Raw genomic sequence first — 18,033 nt, 5'->3', positions numbered from 1 at the left:
GGTCGCGTGGGCCTGCCGGATCGCCGCCACCCGCGCTAGAGTCCCCCGGAAGGGACGTTACTGATCAGTAAGGGGAGCGGCTATGCGGCTCGGCATCAATCTCGGTTACTGGGGCGCGGGGATGGACGGCGACAACCTCGCCGTCGCCCAGGAGGCCGATCGCCTCGGCTACGACGTCTGCTGGGCCGCCGAGGCCTACGGCTCGGACGCACCGACCGTGCTGTCCTGGGTCGCGGCCCAGACCGAATCCATCGACGTCGGCTCCGCGATCATGCAGATCCCGGCCCGCCAGCCCGCCATGACCGCGATGACCGCCGCCACCCTGGACTCGCTCTCCGGCGGCCGCTTCCGGCTCGGCCTCGGCGTCTCGGGCCCGCAGGTCTCCGAGGGCTGGTACGGCGTCAAGTTCGACAAGCCGCTGGCCCGCACCCGCGAGTACGTCGAGATCGTCCGCAAGGCGATGACCCGCGAGCGCCTCTCCTACGAGGGCCGGCACTGGACGCTCCCGTTGCCCGGCGGCCCCGGCAAGCCGATCAAGCTCACCGTCCACCCGGAGCGTGAGCACATCCCGCTCTACATCGCCGCGATCGGCCCGAAGAACCTGGAGCAGACCGGCGAGATCGCCGACGGCGCCCTGCTGATCTTCCCCTCCGCCGAGCACCTGGAGGAGACCGCGCTCACCTATCTGCGCGCGGGCCGGGAGAAGGCCGGGAAGACCATGGAGGGCTTCGACGTCTCCCCGACGCTGCCGCTCGCCATCGGTGACGACGTCAAGGGCCTCGCCGACATGTTCCGCCCGTACACCGCCCTGTACGTCGGCGGGATGGGCAGCCGGAAGCAGAACTTCTACAACCAGCTCGCGCAGCGCATGGGGTACGAGAAGGAGGCCGCCGAGATCCAGGACAAGTACCTGGACGGGGACAAGGCCGGGGCCGCCGCCGCCGTACCGCACCAGTTGATCGACCAGACCACGCTGCTCGGGCCCATCGAGCGCATCGCCGAGCGGATGCAGGCGTACGCGGCCGCCGGGGTCACCACGCTCAACCTCGCCCCCGCCGGGTTCACCCTGGAGGAGCGGCTCACCGCCCTGCGCGCCGGCACGGACGCCCTGGAGCGCTCCGGGCTCGCGTAACGCCCCCAGACAGCGCTGCGGCCGTGGTGGGGGCTCGGGGGTCTTCCCCGCCACGGCCGTCACCGGGAACAACGCGCCGTACGCCGCGGGGTTGCGCCGGGCCGCGCGGCCCGGCCCCGTACCCTCGCCGCCGTTGCTCCGGTTGCCGACCGCTCCCCGGAGCACTTGACTGCTGCTCTGCGCACTACTGCCCCGCGGCGCCTGCTCCATGGGGTCCGGTACGAAGGTGGCCCTCATGCTCTCAGCCCGCAGCCTTTTCCAGGAGATCCTGGACGACGACGAGGCCTACCGGCTCTTCTGCTCCATCGCCGCCAGCGGGGAGTCCCAGGGCGGCTGGGAGAACGCCCGCATCGCCGCCCTCGTCCCGGAGAGCCGCCGCGCCCTGGCGCCCAGGATCGTCCGGCACGGCGCCGACGAGGACAAGCACGGCCGGATCTTCAACGCCCTCCTGAAGAAGCGCGGGCTGCGACCGGCCGACGTCCCCCCGGAGACCGACTACACGATGCTCCTGGAGCAGCAGGGCATCGGCCTCGCCCACTCCCGGCTGCGCGGCGAGGAGCGGCTCACCGAGCGCGACATCATCACCTATCTGGCCCACAGCAGGATCACCGAGCAGCGTGCCTCCGAGCAGATGCGGCTGCTGCGGCGGCACTTCGCCGACCATCCCGACATCGGGCGCGCGGTGCGGATGATCTCCGACGACGAGGACAACCACCTCGCGTACTGCCACGAGGAGCTGCTGCGGCTCGCCCGGGAGGGCCACGGCCGCACCATCCAGCGGATCATGCGGGAGTGCGCCCTGGCGGAGATCCGCGTCTACCGGGACGTCAGCCTCGCGGTGATGGACCACATGGGCCGGCTGCTGGGCTGGCCGCGCCCCAAGTCCGTGGCCCTGGCGGCCGGAATCCACGCGGTGTACGCGTACGAGCGTCTGATCGGCTGGCGGCGCATGGTCGGCCTGGAGATGCCCGAGCGGCGCGACGCGCTCGGCGGCCGGGCCCTACCGGAACCGGAGTAGGCGTGACCCCGTACGCGCATGCGTGATCCTCACAGCCACCCGCGGCGCTTGAACTGGCGGTGCAGGCCGACCACCGCCAGGGTCATGGACAGGATCACGGCCGGGTACGTCCACGCCCAGTGCAGTTCCGGCATGTGGTCGAAGTTCATGCCGTAGATGCCCGCCACCATCGTCGGGACGGCGGCCATGGCCGCCCACGCCGAGATCTTGCGCATGTCGTCGTTCTGCCGCACCCCCATCTGTGCGAGGTGGGCCGAGAGGATGTCCGACAGCAGCCGGTCCAACCCCTCCACCTGCTCGTTGACCCGCGTCAGGTGGTCGGCGACGTCACGGAAGAACGGCTGCGCCTCCTGGTGGACGAACGGCACCCCGGCCCCCGCGAGCCGGGTCATCGGCGCTGTGAGCGGGCCGGTGGCCCGGCGGAACTCCAGGACCTGCCGCTTGAACGTGTAGATGCTCGCCGCCGTGTTCGAGGAGTCGCCGCTCCCGCTCGGGGCGAAGACCTCGGTCTCCAGCTCCTCCAGGTCCACCTGGAGCTCACCGGCCACATCGATGTAGTGGTCCACCACCGCGTCGCTGATCGCGTAGAGCACCGCGGTCGGCCCGTGCGCCAGTATCTGCGGGTCCGCCTCCAGACGGCTGCGGACATCCGCCAGCGGGGCGCTCTCGCCGTGCCGGACCGTCACCACGAACGAGTCCCCGATGAAGATCATCAGCTCATCGGCGCTCACCGTGTCGCTGCTCGACTCGTAGACGACCGGCTTCAGCACCGCGAACAGGGAGTCGTCGTACACCTCCAGCTTGGGGCGCTGGTGCGCGCGCAGCGCGTCCTCGACCGCGAGCGGATGCAGACCGAACTCGTGACGCACCAGGTCGAATTCCCGCTCGGACGGCTCGTGCAGGCCGATCCAGAGGAAGGCGTCGCCGGCCCCCCGGGCCTTCTGGAGGGCCTCGGAGAAGTCGTCGGGCCCATCGGTCCGGCGGCCGTCCTGGTAGATGGCACAGTCCACGATCATTTCAGCATCCTTGGGAGGTTTAAGGACCACAACGTACAAGGTGGGCGGGGTCAGCTCACCGCTCCCTCCTTCCCCAGGGAGGCGTCCTCGCACCGGCGGCAAGGAGGCATCTAGGCTGCCGGTATGCCCACGCTGATCCTCGTACGCCATGGACGCTCCACCGCCAACACCGCCGGAGTGCTCGCGGGCCGCACACCCGGGGTCCTCCTCGACGAGCGCGGTACCGAACAGGCCGCCGCCCTGCCGGCGCGGCTGTCCGCCCTCGCCCTCGCCGCCGCCGTCAGCAGCCCCCTGGAGCGCTGCCGCCAGACGCTCCAGCCGCTCCTCGACGCCCGGCCCGGACTGCCCGTGCACACCGAGGAGCGCATCAGCGAGTGCGACTACGGCGACTGGTCGGGCCGCAAGCTCGCCGAACTCTCCGACGAACCGCTGATGTCCGTCGTCCAGCAGCACCCCTCCGCCGCGGCCTTCCCCGGCGGCGAGTCGATGCGCGCCATGCAGGCCCGCGCCGTCGACGCCGTACGCGACTGGAACGACCGGGTCGAGGCGGAGCACGGCGAGGACGCCACGTACGTCATGTGCTCGCACGGCGACGTCATCAAGTCCCTCGTCGCCGACGCCCTCGGTATGCACCTGGACCTCTTCCAGCGCATCCACGTGGACCCCTGCTCGGTCACCGCGATCCGCTACATGCGGCTGCGCCCCTTCCTCTTGCGGGTCGGCGACACCGGCGACCTCACCCCGCTGGCACCGCGCGAACAGCCCGTCGGGGCGGACGCCCTGCCCTCCGGCGCGGGTGACGTCACGTCGGACGCGGCGGTCGGGGGCGGCGGGGGCGCGCCGTGATCTCCGCGGGCAGTAGGGTGGACGCGCCGTAGCGCCGCTATCCACCCAACGATTCTCAAGGGAGACAGGACGTGTCACGTCAGGTGTTCCTCTACGACCCACCGGACCGATTCGTGGCCGGTACGGTCGGGTTGCCTGGCCGCCGTACGTTTTTCCTGCAGGCCTCCTCCAAGGGGCGGGTCACCAGCGTCGCCCTGGAGAAGACCCAGGTGACCGCCCTGGCCGAGCGGATCGACGAACTGCTCGACGAGGTGGTCCGGCGTACCGGGGGCAACTCGCCGGTGCCCGCCGTGGCTCCCACCGACGTCACCGACACCGCTCCCCTCGACGTTCCCGTCGAGGAGGAGTTCCGGGTCGGCACCATGGCCCTGGCCTGGGACGGCGACGAACAGCGCATGATCGTCGAGGCGCAGGCCCTCGTCGAGCTCGACGCGGACTCCGAGGACGACCTCGCGGAGGCCGAGGAGAAGCTCCTCCAGGACGAGGAGAACGGCCCGCCGATGCTCCGCGTCCGGCTCAGCGGCGCCCAGGCCCGCGCCTTCGCCAAGCGCGCCCTGGACGTCGTCAACGCCGGCCGCCCGCCGTGCCCGCTGTGCAGCCTGCCGCTCGATCCGGAAGGACACGTATGCCCGCGCCAGAACGGATACCGTCGCGGAGCCTGACGGACACCGAGCTGCTCACCCTGCTCACCGAGGGCACGCTCACGGTGCTCGGGCAGGTCGGCGGGGCGTCCAACGCGGTGCTGCACTGCACCGTCGCGTACGAGGGCGAGGAGCGCACCTGCGCCTACAAGCCGGTCGCGGGGGAGCAGCCGCTGTGGGACTTCCCCGACGGGACGCTCGCGCAGCGGGAGGTGGCCGCGTACGAGATCTCCCGGGCGACCGGGTGGGACCTCGTGCCGCCCACCGTGCTGCGGGACGGGCCGTACGGGCAGGGCATGTGCCAGCTCTGGATCGACGCGCCCGAGCCCGCCGACGGCGTACCGGAACTGCTGGCCCTCGTCGAGGACGACGAGCCGGGCGAGGGCTGGAAGGCGGTGGGTTCCGCCGACGTGGGGGGCGGGAGGACCGCGCTGCTGGTGCACGCGGACGACCCCCGGCTGCGCAGGCTCGCCGTGCTGGACGCGGTGATCAACAACGGTGACCGCAAGGGCGGCCATCTGCTGCCGGCCCCCGGCGGGCTCCTGTACGGCATCGACCACGGGGTCACCTTCAACGCGGACGACAAGCTGCGCACCCTCCTGTGGGGCTGGGCCGGCGAGCCGCTCGGCGAGGCGGCGCTGCGGGTGCTCGGGCGGCTCGCCGGTGAGCTGGCGGCGGGGGAGCCCCTGGCCACCCGGATGGCGCAACTCATCACGACGGCCGAGCTGGAGGCCCTCCGGGAGCGGGTGGCGGGGCTGCTCGACAGCGGGGTGCACCCGAAGCCGAGCGGCCAGTGGCCGCCGATCCCGTGGCCGCCGGTCTAGGGGGCCTTGCCGGCGGCGAACACCCTGGCCGTACAGTCTTTCGACGGTCTACCGCAAGAGTGTCTCTTCGGACAGGAATCCGGATCCGGTTCGTATCCGGAAGCGTCGTCCGGTTACGCTCATGACATGCATGCCTGGCCCGCTTCTGAGGTCCCCGCCCTGCCTGGCAAGGGCCGCGACCTTCGGATCCACGACACCGCGACCGGCGGACGGATCACCCTTGACCCCGGTCCCGTCGCCCGCATCTACGTCTGCGGCATCACGCCGTACGACGCGACCCACATGGGTCATGCGGCGACCTACAACGCGTTCGACCTCGTTCAGCGCGTGTGGCTCGACACCAAGCGGCAGGTTCACTACGTCCAGAACGTCACCGACGTGGACGACCCGCTCCTGGAGCGGGCCGCGCGCGACGGCCAGGACTGGACCGAGCTCGCGGAGCGCGAGACGGCACTCTTCCGCGAGGACATGACCGCCCTGCGGATGCTTCCCCCGCAGCACTACATCGGAGCGGTCGAGGCCATACCCGGCATCGTGCCCCTCGTCGAGCGGCTGAGGGAGGCGGGCGTCGCCTACGACCTCGAAGGCGACGTCTACTTCTCCGTCGACGCCGACCCGCACTTCGGAGAGGTCTCCGGGCTCGACGCGGCGGCGATGCGCCTGCTCTCCGCCGAGCGCGGCGGCGACCCGGAGCGTCCCGGCAAGAAGAACCCCCTCGACCCGATGCTCTGGACGGCCGCCCGCCCGGGCGAGCCGAGCTGGGACGGGGCCTCCCTGGGCGAGGGCCGCCCGGGCTGGCACATCGAGTGCGTCGCGATCGCGCTGGACCACCTCGGCATGGGCTTCGACGTCCAGGGCGGCGGCTCCGACCTCGCCTTCCCGCACCACGAGATGGGCGCCTCGCACGCCCAGGCACTGACCGGCGAGTACCCGTTCGCCAAGGCGTACGTGCACGCGGGCATGGTCGGTCTCGACGGCGAGAAGATGTCCAAGTCCAAGGGCAACCTCGTCTTCGTCTCCACCCTGCGCCGCGAGGGCGTGGACCCGGCGGCGCTCCGGCTCGCCCTGCTCTCCCACCACTACCGCGCCGACTGGGAGTGGACCGACCAGGTCCTCGCCGACGCCGTCGAGCGCCTCGCCCGCTGGCGCGCCGCGGTCTCCCGCCCCGACGGCCGGCCGGCCGACGCACTGGTCGAGGAGGTCCGCGAGGCCCTCTCCGACGACCTGGACACCCCCGCGGCGCTGGCAGCCGTGGACCGCTGGGCCGAGCTCCAGAGTGCGGAGGGCGGTACGGACGAGGGGGCACCCGGCCTCGTCTCCCGTACCGTCGACGCCCTGCTCGGGGTCGCACTGTAGGACGGAGGGCGGCCCGCCGCCGCCCGGCCCACCAAGGCCGGCCCCGGACTTCTCCGTGAAGTCCGGGGCCGGTCACCGGCAGGCCGTGCGAGGTCACTCCTCGTCGGGGGTTTCCTCCCCGGGCGCCTCGTCAGGTCCCTTGTCCTCGGGCTTCTTTCCCTGGCCGGGCCGACCCGGTCCGGCCTCAGGACGCGGCGGCTTCGGCGGCCGGGTGCGGCCGCTCGACGGATCCCGCAGGTACGTCGAGTCCCCGCTCTCCGTCGCGTGGCCGCCGGGACCCGGTCCGGGGCCGCCGTCCCGGCGCCGCAGATACCGCTCGAACTCCCGGGCGATGGCCTCGCCGGACGCCTCGGGCAGCTCCGCGGTGTCCCGCGCCTCCTCCAGCGTCTGGACGTACTCCGCGACCTCGCTGTCCTCCGCCGCCAGCTGGTCCACACCGACCTGCCAGGCCCGCGCGTCCTCCGGCAGCTCGCCCAGCGGGATGTGCAGCCCGATCAGGTCCTCCAGTCGGTTCAGCAGGGCCAGCGTCGCCTTCGGGTTCGGCGGCTGCGACACGTAGTGCGGCACCGCCGCCCACAGGCTCACCGCCGGCACCCCGGCATGGGTGCACGCCTCCTGGAGGATGCCCACGATGCCCGTCGGACCCTCGTACCGGGTCTCCTCCAGGTCCATCGTCCGTGCCAGGTCCGCGTCGGAGGTGACCCCGCTCACCGGCACCGGCCGCGTGTGCGGGGTGTCACCGAGCAACGCGCCCAGGATGACGACCATTTCGACGCCCAGCTCATGGGCGAAGCCGAGGATCTCGTTGCAGAACGAGCGCCAGCGCATCGACGGTTCGATCCCGCGCACCAGGACGAGGTCCCGCGGCTTCTCCCCGCCGACGCGCACCACCGAGAGACGGGTCGTCGGCCAGGTGACCTTGCGCACCCCGTTCTCCAGCCACACGGTGGGCCGGTTGACCTGGAAGTCGTAGTAGTCCTCGGCGTCCAGCGCCGCGAACACCTCGCCCTTCCACTCCCGGTCCAGGTGGCTCACCGCTGTGGAGGCGGCGTCACCGGCGTCGTTCCAGCCTTCGAACGCGGCCACCATGACCGGGTCGATCAGCTCGGGCACCGACTCGAGCTCGATCACCCGGGCCTCCTTCCGAAGTCTCCATACGTACGGAGCAACCTTACGGCTTCGGGCCCCCCGGGCCGCAGCCCGTTTGCACGGCCGGGTGAACCTTCCATCAGGCGTCAATCATCGGCCCGATCGGTGCATCAGCCCGTATCCGTCCGGGGACACACGCGTACGCGGACGGGGTCGGCTCCCGTCAGGAAGCCGACCCCGTCCGTCGTACCCGTGGGGAGGTCAGTCCCGGTCGGCCAGCAGCTTCTCGACGCCGTCGCGGACATCGTCCGTCGCCAGGCCCCGGATCGTCAGCGTGGTCCGGCGGCGCAGTACGTCGTCCGCCGTCTCGGCCCACTCGTGGTCGCGGGCGTAGGCGACCTGGGCCCAGATCTCCGGGGCGTCCGGGTGTACGCGCTCGGCCAGCTCCGGGCTCTCGTTGGCCAGGCGCGCGATGTCGAAGGCGAGCGAGCCGTAGTGCGTGGCCAGGTGCCGGGCGGTGTCCGGCGCCATGCGGGGGCCAGGGGTGCCGCCGTCGATGAGCAGCCGGTGCGCGACCGCGTTCGGGTTGGCGATCCCGGGCAGCGGCAGCTTCTTCGGCAGCCGGTTCATCGGCTCCATGTCCTCGGCCAGCGGGTGCCCGGGCAGGGCGGCCAGCTTGTTCATGACGGTGCGGCCGATGTGGCGGAACGTCGTCCACTTGCCGCCCGCGACCGACAGCATCCCGCCGCGGCCCTCGGTGACGACCGTCTCGCGCTTGGCCTTGGAGGTGTCGCCCGGACCGCCGGGCAGCACCCGCAGACCGGCGAAGGAGTACGTGATCAGGTCGCGCGAGAGCTGCTGGTCCTTGATCGAGAACGCCGCCTCGTCGAGGATCTGAGCGGTGTCCGCCTCGGTCACCGAGACGTCCGCCGGGTCACCCTCGTACTCCTCGTCCGTCGTGCCGAGGAGCAGCATGTCCTCCCACGGCAGCGCGAACGTGATCCGGTACTTGTCGATCGGGGTGGCCAGCGCCGCCCGCCACGGACGGGTCCGCTTGAGGACCAGGTGGGCGCCCTTGGAGAGGCGGATGGAGGGGGCCGCGTTCGGGTCCTCCATCTTCCGCAGGTGGTCGACCCACGGGCCGGTCGCGTTCAGCACGAGGCGGGCGGTGACGCCGAACTCCGTGCCGTCGACGCTGTCCTCGAGGTCGGCGCCCGTGACGCGGCCCCGGGTGAAGCGGAGACCGGTGACGGCCGCGTGGTTGAGGACGACCGCGCCCGCGTCGACGGCCGCGCGGACCGTCATCAGCGCCATGCGGGCGTCGTTCATCTGGTCGTCGCCGTAGACCGCGACGGCCTTCAGGTTGTCGGTGCGCAGCTCGGGCACGTCACGCTGCGCCTTGGCCGGGGAGATGACGTGGCCGACGCCGTCGCCGAACGCGGAGAGCGCGGAGTAGGCGAAGACGCCCGCGCCGAGCTTGGCCGCGCCGTGCGGGCCGCCCTTGTAGACGGGCAGGTAGAAGGTGAGCGGGTTGGCCAGGTGAGGGGCCACCTCGCGGGAGACCGCGCGGCGCTCGAAGTGGTTCTCCGCGACCAGCTTGACCGCGCCGGTCTGGAGATAGCGCAGACCGCCGTGGAGCAGCTTGGAGGAGGCGGAGGAGGTGGCGCCGGCGAAGTCACCGGCGTCCACCAGAGCCACCCGCAGCCCGGACTGCGCGGCATGCCAGGCGGTGGAGATGCCCAGGATGCCGCCGCCGATGACCAGGAGGTCGTAGGTCGCCCGGGACAGCTGCTCCCGGGTCTCGGCGCGGCTCGGCAGGGAGCCGGAGGCCGGGTGCGTTCCGAGGGCGGGAACGCTCTGCAGGGTGGTCATGGAATGCTCCTCGTCAGCTTTCTTCGTCCTCGATCCAGCCCATGGTCCGTTCGACGGCCTTGAGCCAGCTCTTGTACTCGCGGGCACGGGTGTCCGCGTCCATGCGGGGGGTCCACTCGGCGGCCCGGCGCCAGTTGGCGCGCAGCGCGTCGGTGTCCGGCCAGAAGCCGACGGCCAGGCCGGCGGCGTAGGCCGCGCCGAGGCAGGTGGTCTCGGCGACCATGGGGCGCACCACCGGCGCGTCCAGGAAGTCGGCGAGCGTCTGCATCAGCAGGTTGTTGGACGTCATGCCGCCGTCGACCTTGAGCGCGGTCAGCTCGACGCCGGAGTCCTTCGTCATGGCGTCGCTGATCTCGCGGGTCTGCCAGGCGGTGGCCTCCAGGACGGCACGGGCGATGTGCGCCTTGGTGACGTAACGGGTGAGACCGGCGATCACACCGCGGGCGTCGGGACGCCAGTAGGGGGCGAACAGACCGGAGAAGGCGGGCACGAAGTAGGCGCCGCCGTTGTCCTCGACCGAGGAGGCGAGCGTCTCGATCTCGGCGGCCGACTTGATCAGGCCCATCTGGTCGCGCATCCACTGCACCAGCGAACCGGTGACCGCGATGGAGCCCTCCAGGGCGTACACCGGGGGCTTGTCGCCGATCTGGTAGCCGACGGTGGTGAGCAGCCCGTTGTACGAGTTCACCGGGTTGGAGCCGGTGTTCATCAGCATGAAGGTGCCGGTGCCGTACGTGGACTTGGCCTCGCCCTCGGCGAAACAGGTCTGGCCGAACAGGGCCGCCTGCTGGTCACCGAGCGCGGAGGCGACGGGCACGCCGTCGAGGATGCCGCCCTTGGCGTGGCCGTACACCTCGGCGGAGGAGCGGATCTCGGGGAGGACCGCGGCCGGGATGCCGATGGAGTGGAGGATCTTCTCGTCCCACTCCATCTTGTGCAGGTTCATCAGAAGGGTCCGCGAGGCGTTGGTGACGTCGGTGACGTGGACGCCGCCGTCGGTGCCGCCGGTCAGGTTCCAGATGACCCAGGAGTCCATGGTGCCGAAGAGGATGTCGCCGGCCTCGGCGCGCTCGCGCAGCCCCTCGACGTTGTCGAGCAGCCAGCGGACCTTGGGCCCGGCGAAGTACGAGGCGAGCGGCAGCCCGGTCTCGCGGCGGAAGCGGTCCTGGCCCACGTTGCGGCCGAGCTCCTTGCAGAGCGCGTCGGTACGGGTGTCCTGCCAGACCAGCGCGTTGTGCACCGGCTCACCGGTGTTCCTGTCCCACAGGAGCGTGGTCTCGCGCTGGTTGGTGATGCCGATCGCCTTGACGTCGGCGGAGGTGATGCCGGCCTTGACCATGGCCCCGGCGACGACCTCCTGCACGTTCTCCCAGATCTCGGTCGCGTCGTGCTCGACCCAACCCGGCTTGGGGAAGATCTGCTCGTGCTCCTTCTGGTCGACCGAGACGATCCGGCCGTCCTTGTCGAAGACGATGCAGCGGCTGGAGGTGGTGCCCTGGTCGATGGCCGCGATGAACGGGCCGGTGCCGTGGGTGCCGGTGGTGTGTGCGTCGGTCACGGTGTGCTCCCGGAAGTCTGTGGGTGAAAGGGGTTACGGCACTGATACCCGCGTGGGCTAGGCGAAGGCGAGGTTGTAGAGCCCACCGGCGAGTGCGCCGCCGATGAGCGGACCCACGATGGGTACCCACGCGTAGCCCCAGTCGGAACCACCCTTGTTCGGTAGCGGCAGCACCGCGTGCACGATGCGGGGGCCGAGGTCACGGACCGGGTTGATGGCGTAACCCGTGGGGCCGCCGAGGGAGAGACCGATGCCGACCACGACCAGGGCGGTGACCAGGGCGCCGAGCACGCCGAGGCCGTTGCCCTCGTCGTTGAGGCCCTGGGTCAGGATCGCCAGGACCAGCACCACGGTCGCGATGACCTCGGTGACGACGTTCTGCACGCCGTTACGGATCTCGGGGCCGGTGGAGAAGATCCCGAGCACCGGACCGGCCTTGGGCGCGGCGGCCTGGTCGACCATGCCCTCGTCGGTGGGCTGCGCCTTGATGATCTCCGGGTCGGTGAGGTGGGCGTGGAACTGCCCGTAGTACACCGCGTAGACCAACAGGGCGCCGACCATCGCGCCGAGCAGCTGCGAGCCGAGGTAGAGGGGCACGTCGCCCCACGCGGTACCGCCCTTGATGGCCAGGCCGAGGGTGACCGCGGGGTTGAGGTGAGCGCCCGAGACGCCGCCGGCCAGATAGGCGCCGGTCAGCACGGCGAAACCCCACCCGAAGGTGATGGCCAGCCAGCCCGCGTTCCGGGCCTTCGAGTGCTTCAACGTGACGGCGGCAACGACACCGGCACCGAGCAGGATGAGTACGGCGGTACCGATGGTCTCGCCGATGAAAATGTCGGAGCTGGACACCCGCGACTCCTTCGTCCTTCGTCCGGGGGAGAGCGGAACACCGGGTCCCTCCGGTGGTCCGCGCCCCAGGTGGGTATCCACGAAGCGTGGGCAGCCCACCTGTAAGGGCTTGGCCGGCCCTTGGCACTGTCACACCCTAACGCGTATTGCCGTTAGGCGTTCGACAATGCCGACCGTTGAACGGCAGTGTTTCCCCCGAGTGAAGGAAGCGTCAAGGGTTCTGTGGCCGAGGACTCGGTGCGCGACGCGATCGTTACCCCACGATGCGCCCGGACGCGCGCGGGCGCACCCCGGCGCACACGGCATGCGTCACGGGGGTGGCTGCCCGGCTTTCAGGGGCGGCCCGGTGCTCAGCGGTGGCCTGACCCTCAGGGGTACCCCGGTCTCAGAAGCGCCCGGCGCCCAGGTCCCGGGAGACCGCCCGGGCACAGTCCCGTACGGCCGCGATCAGCTCGGGCCGCAGCACGCCGCCCGGCGCCACCCGCTCCACCGCACCCGTCACCGCCACCGCGCCCACCGGCATCCTGCGCCGGTCGTGGATCGGGGCGGACACGGCGGCCACCCCTTCCCAGGTCTCCTCGGCGTCGGCGGCCCAGCCCTGGGCGCGGATCAGGTCCAGCATCGCCTCGAACTCGTCGGCGGCCGTGACCGTGCGGCCGGTGAAGGAGCGGCGCTCCGCCTCCATGACCTCGCTGTGCGCCACCGGGTCGTACGCGGACAGCACCTTGCCGAGCGCCGTGGAGTGCAGCGGCTGCATCGCCCCGACCTCCAGCACCTGGCGGCTGTCGTCGGGCCGGAAGACGTGGTGGACGATGAGGACGCCGTGCTGGTGCAGCACGCCGAGGTGGACGCTCTCGCCGCTGGAGCGGGCCAGGTCGTCCGTCCAGACCAGGGCGCGGGCCCGCAGTTCATGGACGTCGAGATAGCTGTTGCCGAGGCGCAGCAGCTCGGCGCCGAGCTGGTAGCGCCCCGATGTGGCGTCCTGCTCGACGAACCCCTCCAGCTGGAGGGTGCGGAGGATTCCGTGGGCGGTGCCCTTGGCCAGCCCCAGGGAGGAGGCGATGTCGGACAGCCCGAGCCGCCGCTCGCCGCCCGCCAGCAGGCGCAGCATCGCGGCCGCCCGCTCCAGCGACTGGATGTTCTTGGCCATCGCGCCGTACTCCTCCACCTCGGTTCGACAATGCTGAACACTATCGGTCGATGCCGACCTGCGCCGGACTCCGGGGGAAAGTCTCCTCCTGACGGCCCGCCGCCCCCGCACCCGCACAGCATGCAGTCCGCCTCATGGACGGACCGACCACGCGTCGAGGTGTCCGGCTACGCTGACGGGGTGCGCCTTCCCCGAGAAGGACGCAAAGCCGACAGCCGTCGCATCCCTGGGAGATCATCCATGGCCTCGTTGCCGACACCCGCCGCCGACAGCCGGACCCGCGTAGAAGCCCTGCGCGAGGCGCTCGCCACCCGGGTGGTGGTGGCCGACGGTGCGATGGGCACCATGCTCCAGGCGCAGGACCCGACGCTTGAGGACTTCGAGAACCTCGAAGGCTGCAACGAGATCCTCAACATCACCCGCCCCGACATCGTGCGCACCGTCCACGAGGAGTACTTCGCGGTCGGCGTCGACTGCGTCGAGACCAACACCTTCGGCGCGAACCACTCCGCCGCCAACGAGTACGAGATCGCCGACCGGATCTTCGAGCTCTCCGAGTCCGGCGCCCGGATCGCCCGCGAGGTCGCCGACGAGTTCTCCGGCAAGGACGGCCGCCAGCGCTGGGTCCTCGGCTCCATCGGCCCCGGCACCAAGCTGCCCTCGCTCGGCCACATCTCCTACGACGTCCTGCGCGACGGCTACCAGAAGAACGCCGAGGGTCTCCTCGCGGGCGGCTCCGACGCCCTGATCGTCGAGACCACCCAGGACCTGCTGCAGACCAAGTCCAGCATCATCGGAGCGCGCCGGGCCATGGACGCGCTCGGCATCGACGTGCCGCTGATCTGCTCCCTCGCCTTCGAGACGACCGGCGTCATGCTGCTCGGCTCCGAGATCGGCGCCGCCCTCACCGCCCTGGAGCCGCTGGGCATCGACCTCATCGGTCTGAACTGCTCCACCGGCCCGGACGAGATGAGCGAGCACCTGCGCTACCTCGCCCGCCACTCCCGTACGCCCCTGATGTGCATGCCCAACGCCGGCCTGCCCGTCCTCACCAAGGACGGCGCGCACTTCCCGCTCGGCCCCGAGGGCCTCGCCGACTCCCAGGAGCTGTTCGTCCGGGACTACGGCCTCTCCCTCGTCGGCGGCTGCTGCGGTACGACCCCGGCCCACATGAAGGCCGTCGTGGAGCGGGCCCGGGGGCTCACGCCGACCGAGCGCGACCCGCGCCCCGAGCCCGGCGCCGCCTCGCTCTACCAGACGATCCCCTTCCGCCAGGACACCGCCTACCTGGCGATCGGGGAGCGCACCAACGCCAACGGCTCCAAGAAGTTCCGCGAGGCCATGCTGGAGGCCCGCTGGGACGACTGCGTGGAGATGGCCCGCGACCAGATCCGCGAAGGGGCGCACATGCTCGACCTCTGCGTCGACTACGTGGGCCGCGACGGCGTCGCCGACATGAGCGAGCTGGCCGGCCGCTTCGCCACCGCCTCCACCCTCCCGATCGTGCTGGACTCCACCGAGCTGCCCGTGCTCCGCGCCGGCCTGGAGAAGCTCGGCGGCCGTGCCGTGCTGAACTCGGTGAACTACGAGGACGGCGACGGCCCCGAGTCCCGCTTCGCGCAGGTCAGCGCCCTGGCCGCCGAGCACGGCGCCGCCCTGATCGCCCTGACCATCGACGAGGAGGGCCAGGCGCGGACGGTCGAGCACAAGGTCGCCATCGCCGAGCGGCTCATCGAGGACCTCACCACCAACTGGGGCATCCACGAGTCCGACATCCTCATCGACACCCTGACCTTCACCATCTGCACCGGCCAGGAGGAGTCCCGCGGCGACGGCATCGCCACCATCGGGGCGATCCGCGAGCTGAAGAAGCGCCACCCGGACGTCCAGACCACCCTGGGTCTGTCCAACATCTCCTTCGGTCTCAACCCGGCCGCCCGGGTCGTGCTGAACTCCGTCTTCCTCGACGAGTGCGTCAAGGCGGGCCTGGACTCCGCGATCGTGCACGCCTCGAAGATCCTGCCCATCGCCCGGCTGGAGGAGGAGCAGGTCAAGGTCGCCCTCGACCTGATCTACGACCGCCGTGCCGAGGGCTACGACCCCCTCCAGAAGCTCATGGAGCTCTTCGAGGGCGTCAACATGAAGTCGATGAAGGCGGGCAAGGCCGAGGAGCTGATGGCCCTCCCGCTGGACGAGCGGCTCCAGCGCCGCATCATCGACGGCGAGAAGAACGGCCTGGAGGCCGACCTCGACGAGGCGCTCCAGGACACCCCGGCCCTGGACATCGTCAACAACACGCTGCTCGAAGGCATGAAGACGGTCGGCGAGCTGTTCGGCTCCGGCCAGATGCAGCTGCCGTTCGTCCTCCAGTCCGCCGAGGTCATGAAGAGCGCGGTGGCACACCTTGAGCCGCACATGGAGAAGACCGACGACGACGGCAAGGGCACGATCGTGCTCGCCACCGTCCGCGGCGACGTCCACGACATCGGCAAGAACCTCGTCGACATCATCCTCTCCAACAACGGCTACAACGTCGTCAACCTCGGCATCAAGCAGCCCGTCTCCGCGATCCTGGAAGCCGCCGAGGAACACCGCGCCGACGTCATCGGCATGTCCGGCCTCCTGGTGAAGTCCACCGTGATCATGAAGGAGAACCTCCAGGAGCTGAACCAGCGCAAGATGGCCGCCGACTTCCCGGTCATCCTCGGTGGCGCCGCGCTGACCAGGGCCTACGTCGAGCAGGACCTGCACGAGATCTACGAGGGCGAGGTCCGCTACGCCCGCGACGCCTTCGAGGGCCTACGCCTGATGGACGCGCTCATCGGCCTCAAGCGCGGTGTGCCGGGCGCGGCCCTGCCCGAGCTCAAGCAGCGCCGGGTCCCCAGGAAGGACGTCGCGGCGGTGCTGGAGGTCGAGGAGCCCGAGGGTCCGGTGCGCTCGGACGTCTCCACCACCAACCCCGTCCCCGAGCCGCCGTTCTGGGGTACCCGGGTCATCAAGGGCATCCCGCTCAAGGAGTACGCCTCCTGGCTCGACGAGGGCGCCCTGTTCAAAGGCCAGTGGGGCCTCAAGCAGGCCAGGACCGGCGACGGACCGACGTACGAGGAGCTGGTGGAGACCGAGGGACGCCCGCACCTGCGGGGCTGGCTCGACCACCTCCAGTCCAACAACCTCCTGGAGGCGGCCGTCGTCTACGGCTACTTCCCCTGCGTCTCCAAGGGCGAGGACCTGATCCTCCTGCGCGAGGACGGCTCCGAGCGCACCCGCTTCACCTTCCCGCGCCAGCGCCGAGGCCGCCGCCTCTGCCTCGCGGACTTCTTCCGCCCCGAGGAGTCCGGCGAGACGGATGTGATCGGCCTCCAGGTCGTCACCGTCGGCTCCCGGATCGGCGAGGCCACCGCCGAGCTGTTCTCCGCCAACTCCTACCGCGACTACCTGGAGCTGCACGGGCTCTCCGTCCAGCTCGCCGAGGCCCTCGCCGAGTACTGGCACGCCCGGGTCCGCAGCGAGCTGGGCTTCGCCGGGGAGGACCCCGCCGACGTCGAGGACATGTTCGCGCTGAAGTACCGGGGCGCACGGTTCTCGCTCGGTTACGGTGCATGCCCGGACCTGGAGGACCGCGCGAAGATCGCCGACCTCCTCCAGCCGGGCCGGATCGGCGTGGAGCTCTCCGAGGAGTTCCAGCTCCACCCGGAGCAGTCCACCGACGCCCTCGTCATCCACCACCCCGAGGCGAAGTACTTCAACGCACGGTAGCCGCCCCTTCACCCCGCTGCTTCGCGTCGTTCGCGCACCGCAGGCGGACACGTCGTAGACTGGTCGGTCCAGTGCAGGCCGGTCGCCCTCCCCTCCGGGAGCGGCGACCGGCCTTCTCGTCCCTTACGGAAGGTGTGCCGGATGACGAGTACGGTCCCCGCGTCCTTGACCCGCACGGCCGAAGGCGCCGCCCTGCAGGCGGTCCTCCTCGACATGGACGGCACCCTGGTCGATACCGAGGGCTTCTGGTGGGACGTCGAGAAGGAGGTCTTCGCCGACCTCGGACACCGTCTGGAGGAGCCCTGGCGGGACGTCGTCGTCGGCGGGCCGATGACCCGCAGCGCCGGTTACCTGATCGACGTCACCGGCGCCGACATCTCCCTGGACGAGTTGACCGTGCTGCTCAACGACCGCTTCGAGAAGCGCATCCGGAACGGCGTGCCGCTGATGCCCGGCGCCGGGAGACTGCTCGCCGAGCTGGCCGCGTCGAAGATCCCCACCGCGCTCGTCTCGGCCTCGCACCGCCGGATCATCGACCGGGTGCTGGACTCCGTGGGCCACCACCACTTCGCGCTCACGGTCGCCGGTGACGAGGTCACGCGCACCAAGCCGCACCCCGAGCCCTACCTCACCGCCGCCGCGGGCTTCCGCGCCGACCCGTGGCGCTGCGCGGTCATCGAGGACACCGCGACCGGGGTGGCCGCTGCCGAGGCGGCGGGGTGCCGGGTGGTCGCCGTACCGTCCGTGGCCCCCATCGCACCCGCCTCCGGCCGGGTCGTCGTCGGCTCCCTCGAAGACGTCGATCTCGCCTTCCTGCGGAAGCTCGTCACCGCCACGGGCTGAAGGGTCCGTGTGCGTTCCGGCAGTTTTCCGTGGATGTGAATCAGCCACGGGCCACCTGTGTGAAGAGGCGGGGTGGGTGAGCT

The 18,033-nt window shown here is 71.0% G+C and carries 14 protein-coding genes; 8 read left to right on the top strand and 6 right to left on the bottom strand.

Translation table 11 applies throughout. The annotated features are described in order from the left end of the window. Window positions 1-82 precede the first annotated feature (82 nt). Together AMK21_RS27845 and AMK21_RS27840 are read left to right on the top strand one after the other, a co-directional pair. The gene (locus tag AMK21_RS27845; RefSeq protein WP_073881937.1) at window positions 83-1,132 is read left to right on the top strand and encodes an LLM class F420-dependent oxidoreductase; all 1,050 of its coding nucleotides are present in this window, start codon (window positions 83-85) and stop codon (window positions 1,130-1,132) included. Window positions 1,133-1,367: 235 nt separating this feature from the next. Beyond that, the gene (locus AMK21_RS27840; protein ID WP_073881936.1) at window positions 1,368-2,150 is read left to right on the top strand and encodes a hypothetical protein; all 783 of its coding nucleotides are present in this window, start codon (window positions 1,368-1,370) and stop codon (window positions 2,148-2,150) included. Window positions 2,151-2,179: 29 nt separating this feature from the next. Here AMK21_RS27840 and corA read toward each other — a convergent pair whose 3' ends face one another. Further along, window positions 2,180-3,166 (bottom strand): magnesium/cobalt transporter CorA, encoded by a 987-nt coding sequence (gene corA / locus AMK21_RS27835; protein ID WP_073881935.1) that lies wholly within the window; start codon window positions 3,164-3,166, stop codon window positions 2,180-2,182. Window positions 3,167-3,289: 123 nt separating this feature from the next. Here corA and AMK21_RS27830 point away from each other — a divergent pair, with 123 nt between their 5' ends. From AMK21_RS27830 to mshC, 4 genes are all read left to right on the top strand, one after another. Then, window positions 3,290-4,012 carry a histidine phosphatase family protein gene (locus AMK21_RS27830; RefSeq protein WP_073881934.1) on the top strand — a complete coding sequence of 241 codons (723 nt, stop codon included), beginning with the start codon at window positions 3,290-3,292 and terminating at the stop codon, window positions 4,010-4,012. Between the two features lie 71 nt (window positions 4,013-4,083). Beyond that, the gene (locus tag AMK21_RS27825; protein ID WP_073881933.1) at window positions 4,084-4,674 is read left to right on the top strand and encodes a DUF3090 domain-containing protein; all 591 of its coding nucleotides are present in this window, start codon (window positions 4,084-4,086) and stop codon (window positions 4,672-4,674) included. Then, window positions 4,638-5,477, top strand: a complete 840-nt coding sequence (locus AMK21_RS27820) for an SCO1664 family protein (protein ID WP_073881932.1) — start codon at window positions 4,638-4,640, stop codon at window positions 5,475-5,477. The genes AMK21_RS27825 and AMK21_RS27820 overlap by 37 nt, the downstream gene beginning before the upstream one ends. A gap of 126 nt (window positions 5,478-5,603) precedes the next feature. Next, window positions 5,604-6,833: a cysteine--1-D-myo-inosityl 2-amino-2-deoxy-alpha-D-glucopyranoside ligase gene (mshC, locus tag AMK21_RS27815; RefSeq protein WP_073881931.1), complete on the top strand. Its 1,230-nt coding sequence runs from the start codon at window positions 5,604-5,606 to the stop codon at window positions 6,831-6,833. A 93-nt stretch (window positions 6,834-6,926) separates the two neighbouring features. Here the strand turns inward: mshC and AMK21_RS27810 are convergent, their stop codons facing one another. The 5 genes from AMK21_RS27810 to AMK21_RS27790 form a co-directional block, all read right to left on the bottom strand. Continuing rightward, window positions 6,927-7,964, bottom strand: coding sequence for a PAC2 family protein (locus AMK21_RS27810; RefSeq protein WP_073881930.1), 1,038 nt, complete (start codon window positions 7,962-7,964; stop codon window positions 6,927-6,929). Window positions 7,965-8,183: 219 nt separating this feature from the next. Then, window positions 8,184-9,794 (bottom strand): glycerol-3-phosphate dehydrogenase/oxidase, encoded by a 1,611-nt coding sequence (locus AMK21_RS27805; protein WP_073881929.1) that lies wholly within the window; start codon window positions 9,792-9,794, stop codon window positions 8,184-8,186. Between the two features lie 13 nt (window positions 9,795-9,807). Next, window positions 9,808-11,352 carry a glycerol kinase GlpK gene (glpK, locus tag AMK21_RS27800; protein ID WP_073881928.1) on the bottom strand — a complete coding sequence of 515 codons (1,545 nt, stop codon included), beginning with the start codon at window positions 11,350-11,352 and terminating at the stop codon, window positions 9,808-9,810. 57 nt (window positions 11,353-11,409) lie between these two features. Next, window positions 11,410-12,201, bottom strand: a complete 792-nt coding sequence (locus AMK21_RS27795; RefSeq protein WP_073881927.1) for an MIP/aquaporin family protein — start codon at window positions 12,199-12,201, stop codon at window positions 11,410-11,412. A gap of 385 nt (window positions 12,202-12,586) precedes the next feature. Then, window positions 12,587-13,351 carry an IclR family transcriptional regulator gene (locus AMK21_RS27790; RefSeq protein ID WP_030570186.1) on the bottom strand — a complete coding sequence of 255 codons (765 nt, stop codon included), beginning with the start codon at window positions 13,349-13,351 and terminating at the stop codon, window positions 12,587-12,589. A 240-nt stretch (window positions 13,352-13,591) separates the two neighbouring features. Between AMK21_RS27790 and metH the strand changes: the two genes are divergently transcribed. Continuing rightward, on the top strand, window positions 13,592-17,107 hold the full coding sequence (metH, locus tag AMK21_RS27785) for a methionine synthase (protein WP_073881926.1): 3,516 nt from the start codon (window positions 13,592-13,594) through the stop codon (window positions 17,105-17,107). Between the two features lie 141 nt (window positions 17,108-17,248). Continuing rightward, window positions 17,249-17,950: an HAD family hydrolase gene (locus AMK21_RS27780; protein WP_073881925.1), complete on the top strand. Its 702-nt coding sequence runs from the start codon at window positions 17,249-17,251 to the stop codon at window positions 17,948-17,950. The last annotated feature ends 83 nt before the right edge of the window (window positions 17,951-18,033 follow it).

Source organism: Streptomyces sp. CB00316, assembly GCF_001905595.1.
Classification (GTDB): domain Bacteria; phylum Actinomycetota; class Actinomycetes; order Streptomycetales; family Streptomycetaceae; genus Streptomyces.
This window is presented reverse-complemented; position numbering and strand designations above follow the sequence as displayed.

Coding starts and splice junctions, on each gene's coding strand:
- AMK21_RS27845 (WP_073881937.1), top strand. CDS start 83: ATGCGGCTCGGCATCAATCTCGGTTACTGGGGCGCGGGGATGGACGGC.
- AMK21_RS27840 (WP_073881936.1), top strand. CDS start 1,368: ATGCTCTCAGCCCGCAGCCTTTTCCAGGAGATCCTGGACGACGACGAG.
- corA (WP_073881935.1), bottom strand. CDS start 3,166: ATGATCGTGGACTGTGCCATCTACCAGGACGGCCGCCGGACCGATGGG.
- AMK21_RS27830 (WP_073881934.1), top strand. CDS start 3,290: ATGCCCACGCTGATCCTCGTACGCCATGGACGCTCCACCGCCAACACC.
- AMK21_RS27820 (WP_073881932.1), top strand. CDS start 4,638: ATGCCCGCGCCAGAACGGATACCGTCGCGGAGCCTGACGGACACCGAG.
- mshC (WP_073881931.1), top strand. CDS start 5,604: ATGCATGCCTGGCCCGCTTCTGAGGTCCCCGCCCTGCCTGGCAAGGGC.
- AMK21_RS27805 (WP_073881929.1), bottom strand. CDS start 9,794: ATGACCACCCTGCAGAGCGTTCCCGCCCTCGGAACGCACCCGGCCTCC.
- AMK21_RS27790 (WP_030570186.1), bottom strand. CDS start 13,351: ATGGCCAAGAACATCCAGTCGCTGGAGCGGGCGGCCGCGATGCTGCGC.
- metH (WP_073881926.1), top strand. CDS start 13,592: ATGGCCTCGTTGCCGACACCCGCCGCCGACAGCCGGACCCGCGTAGAA.
- AMK21_RS27780 (WP_073881925.1), top strand. CDS start 17,249: ATGACGAGTACGGTCCCCGCGTCCTTGACCCGCACGGCCGAAGGCGCC.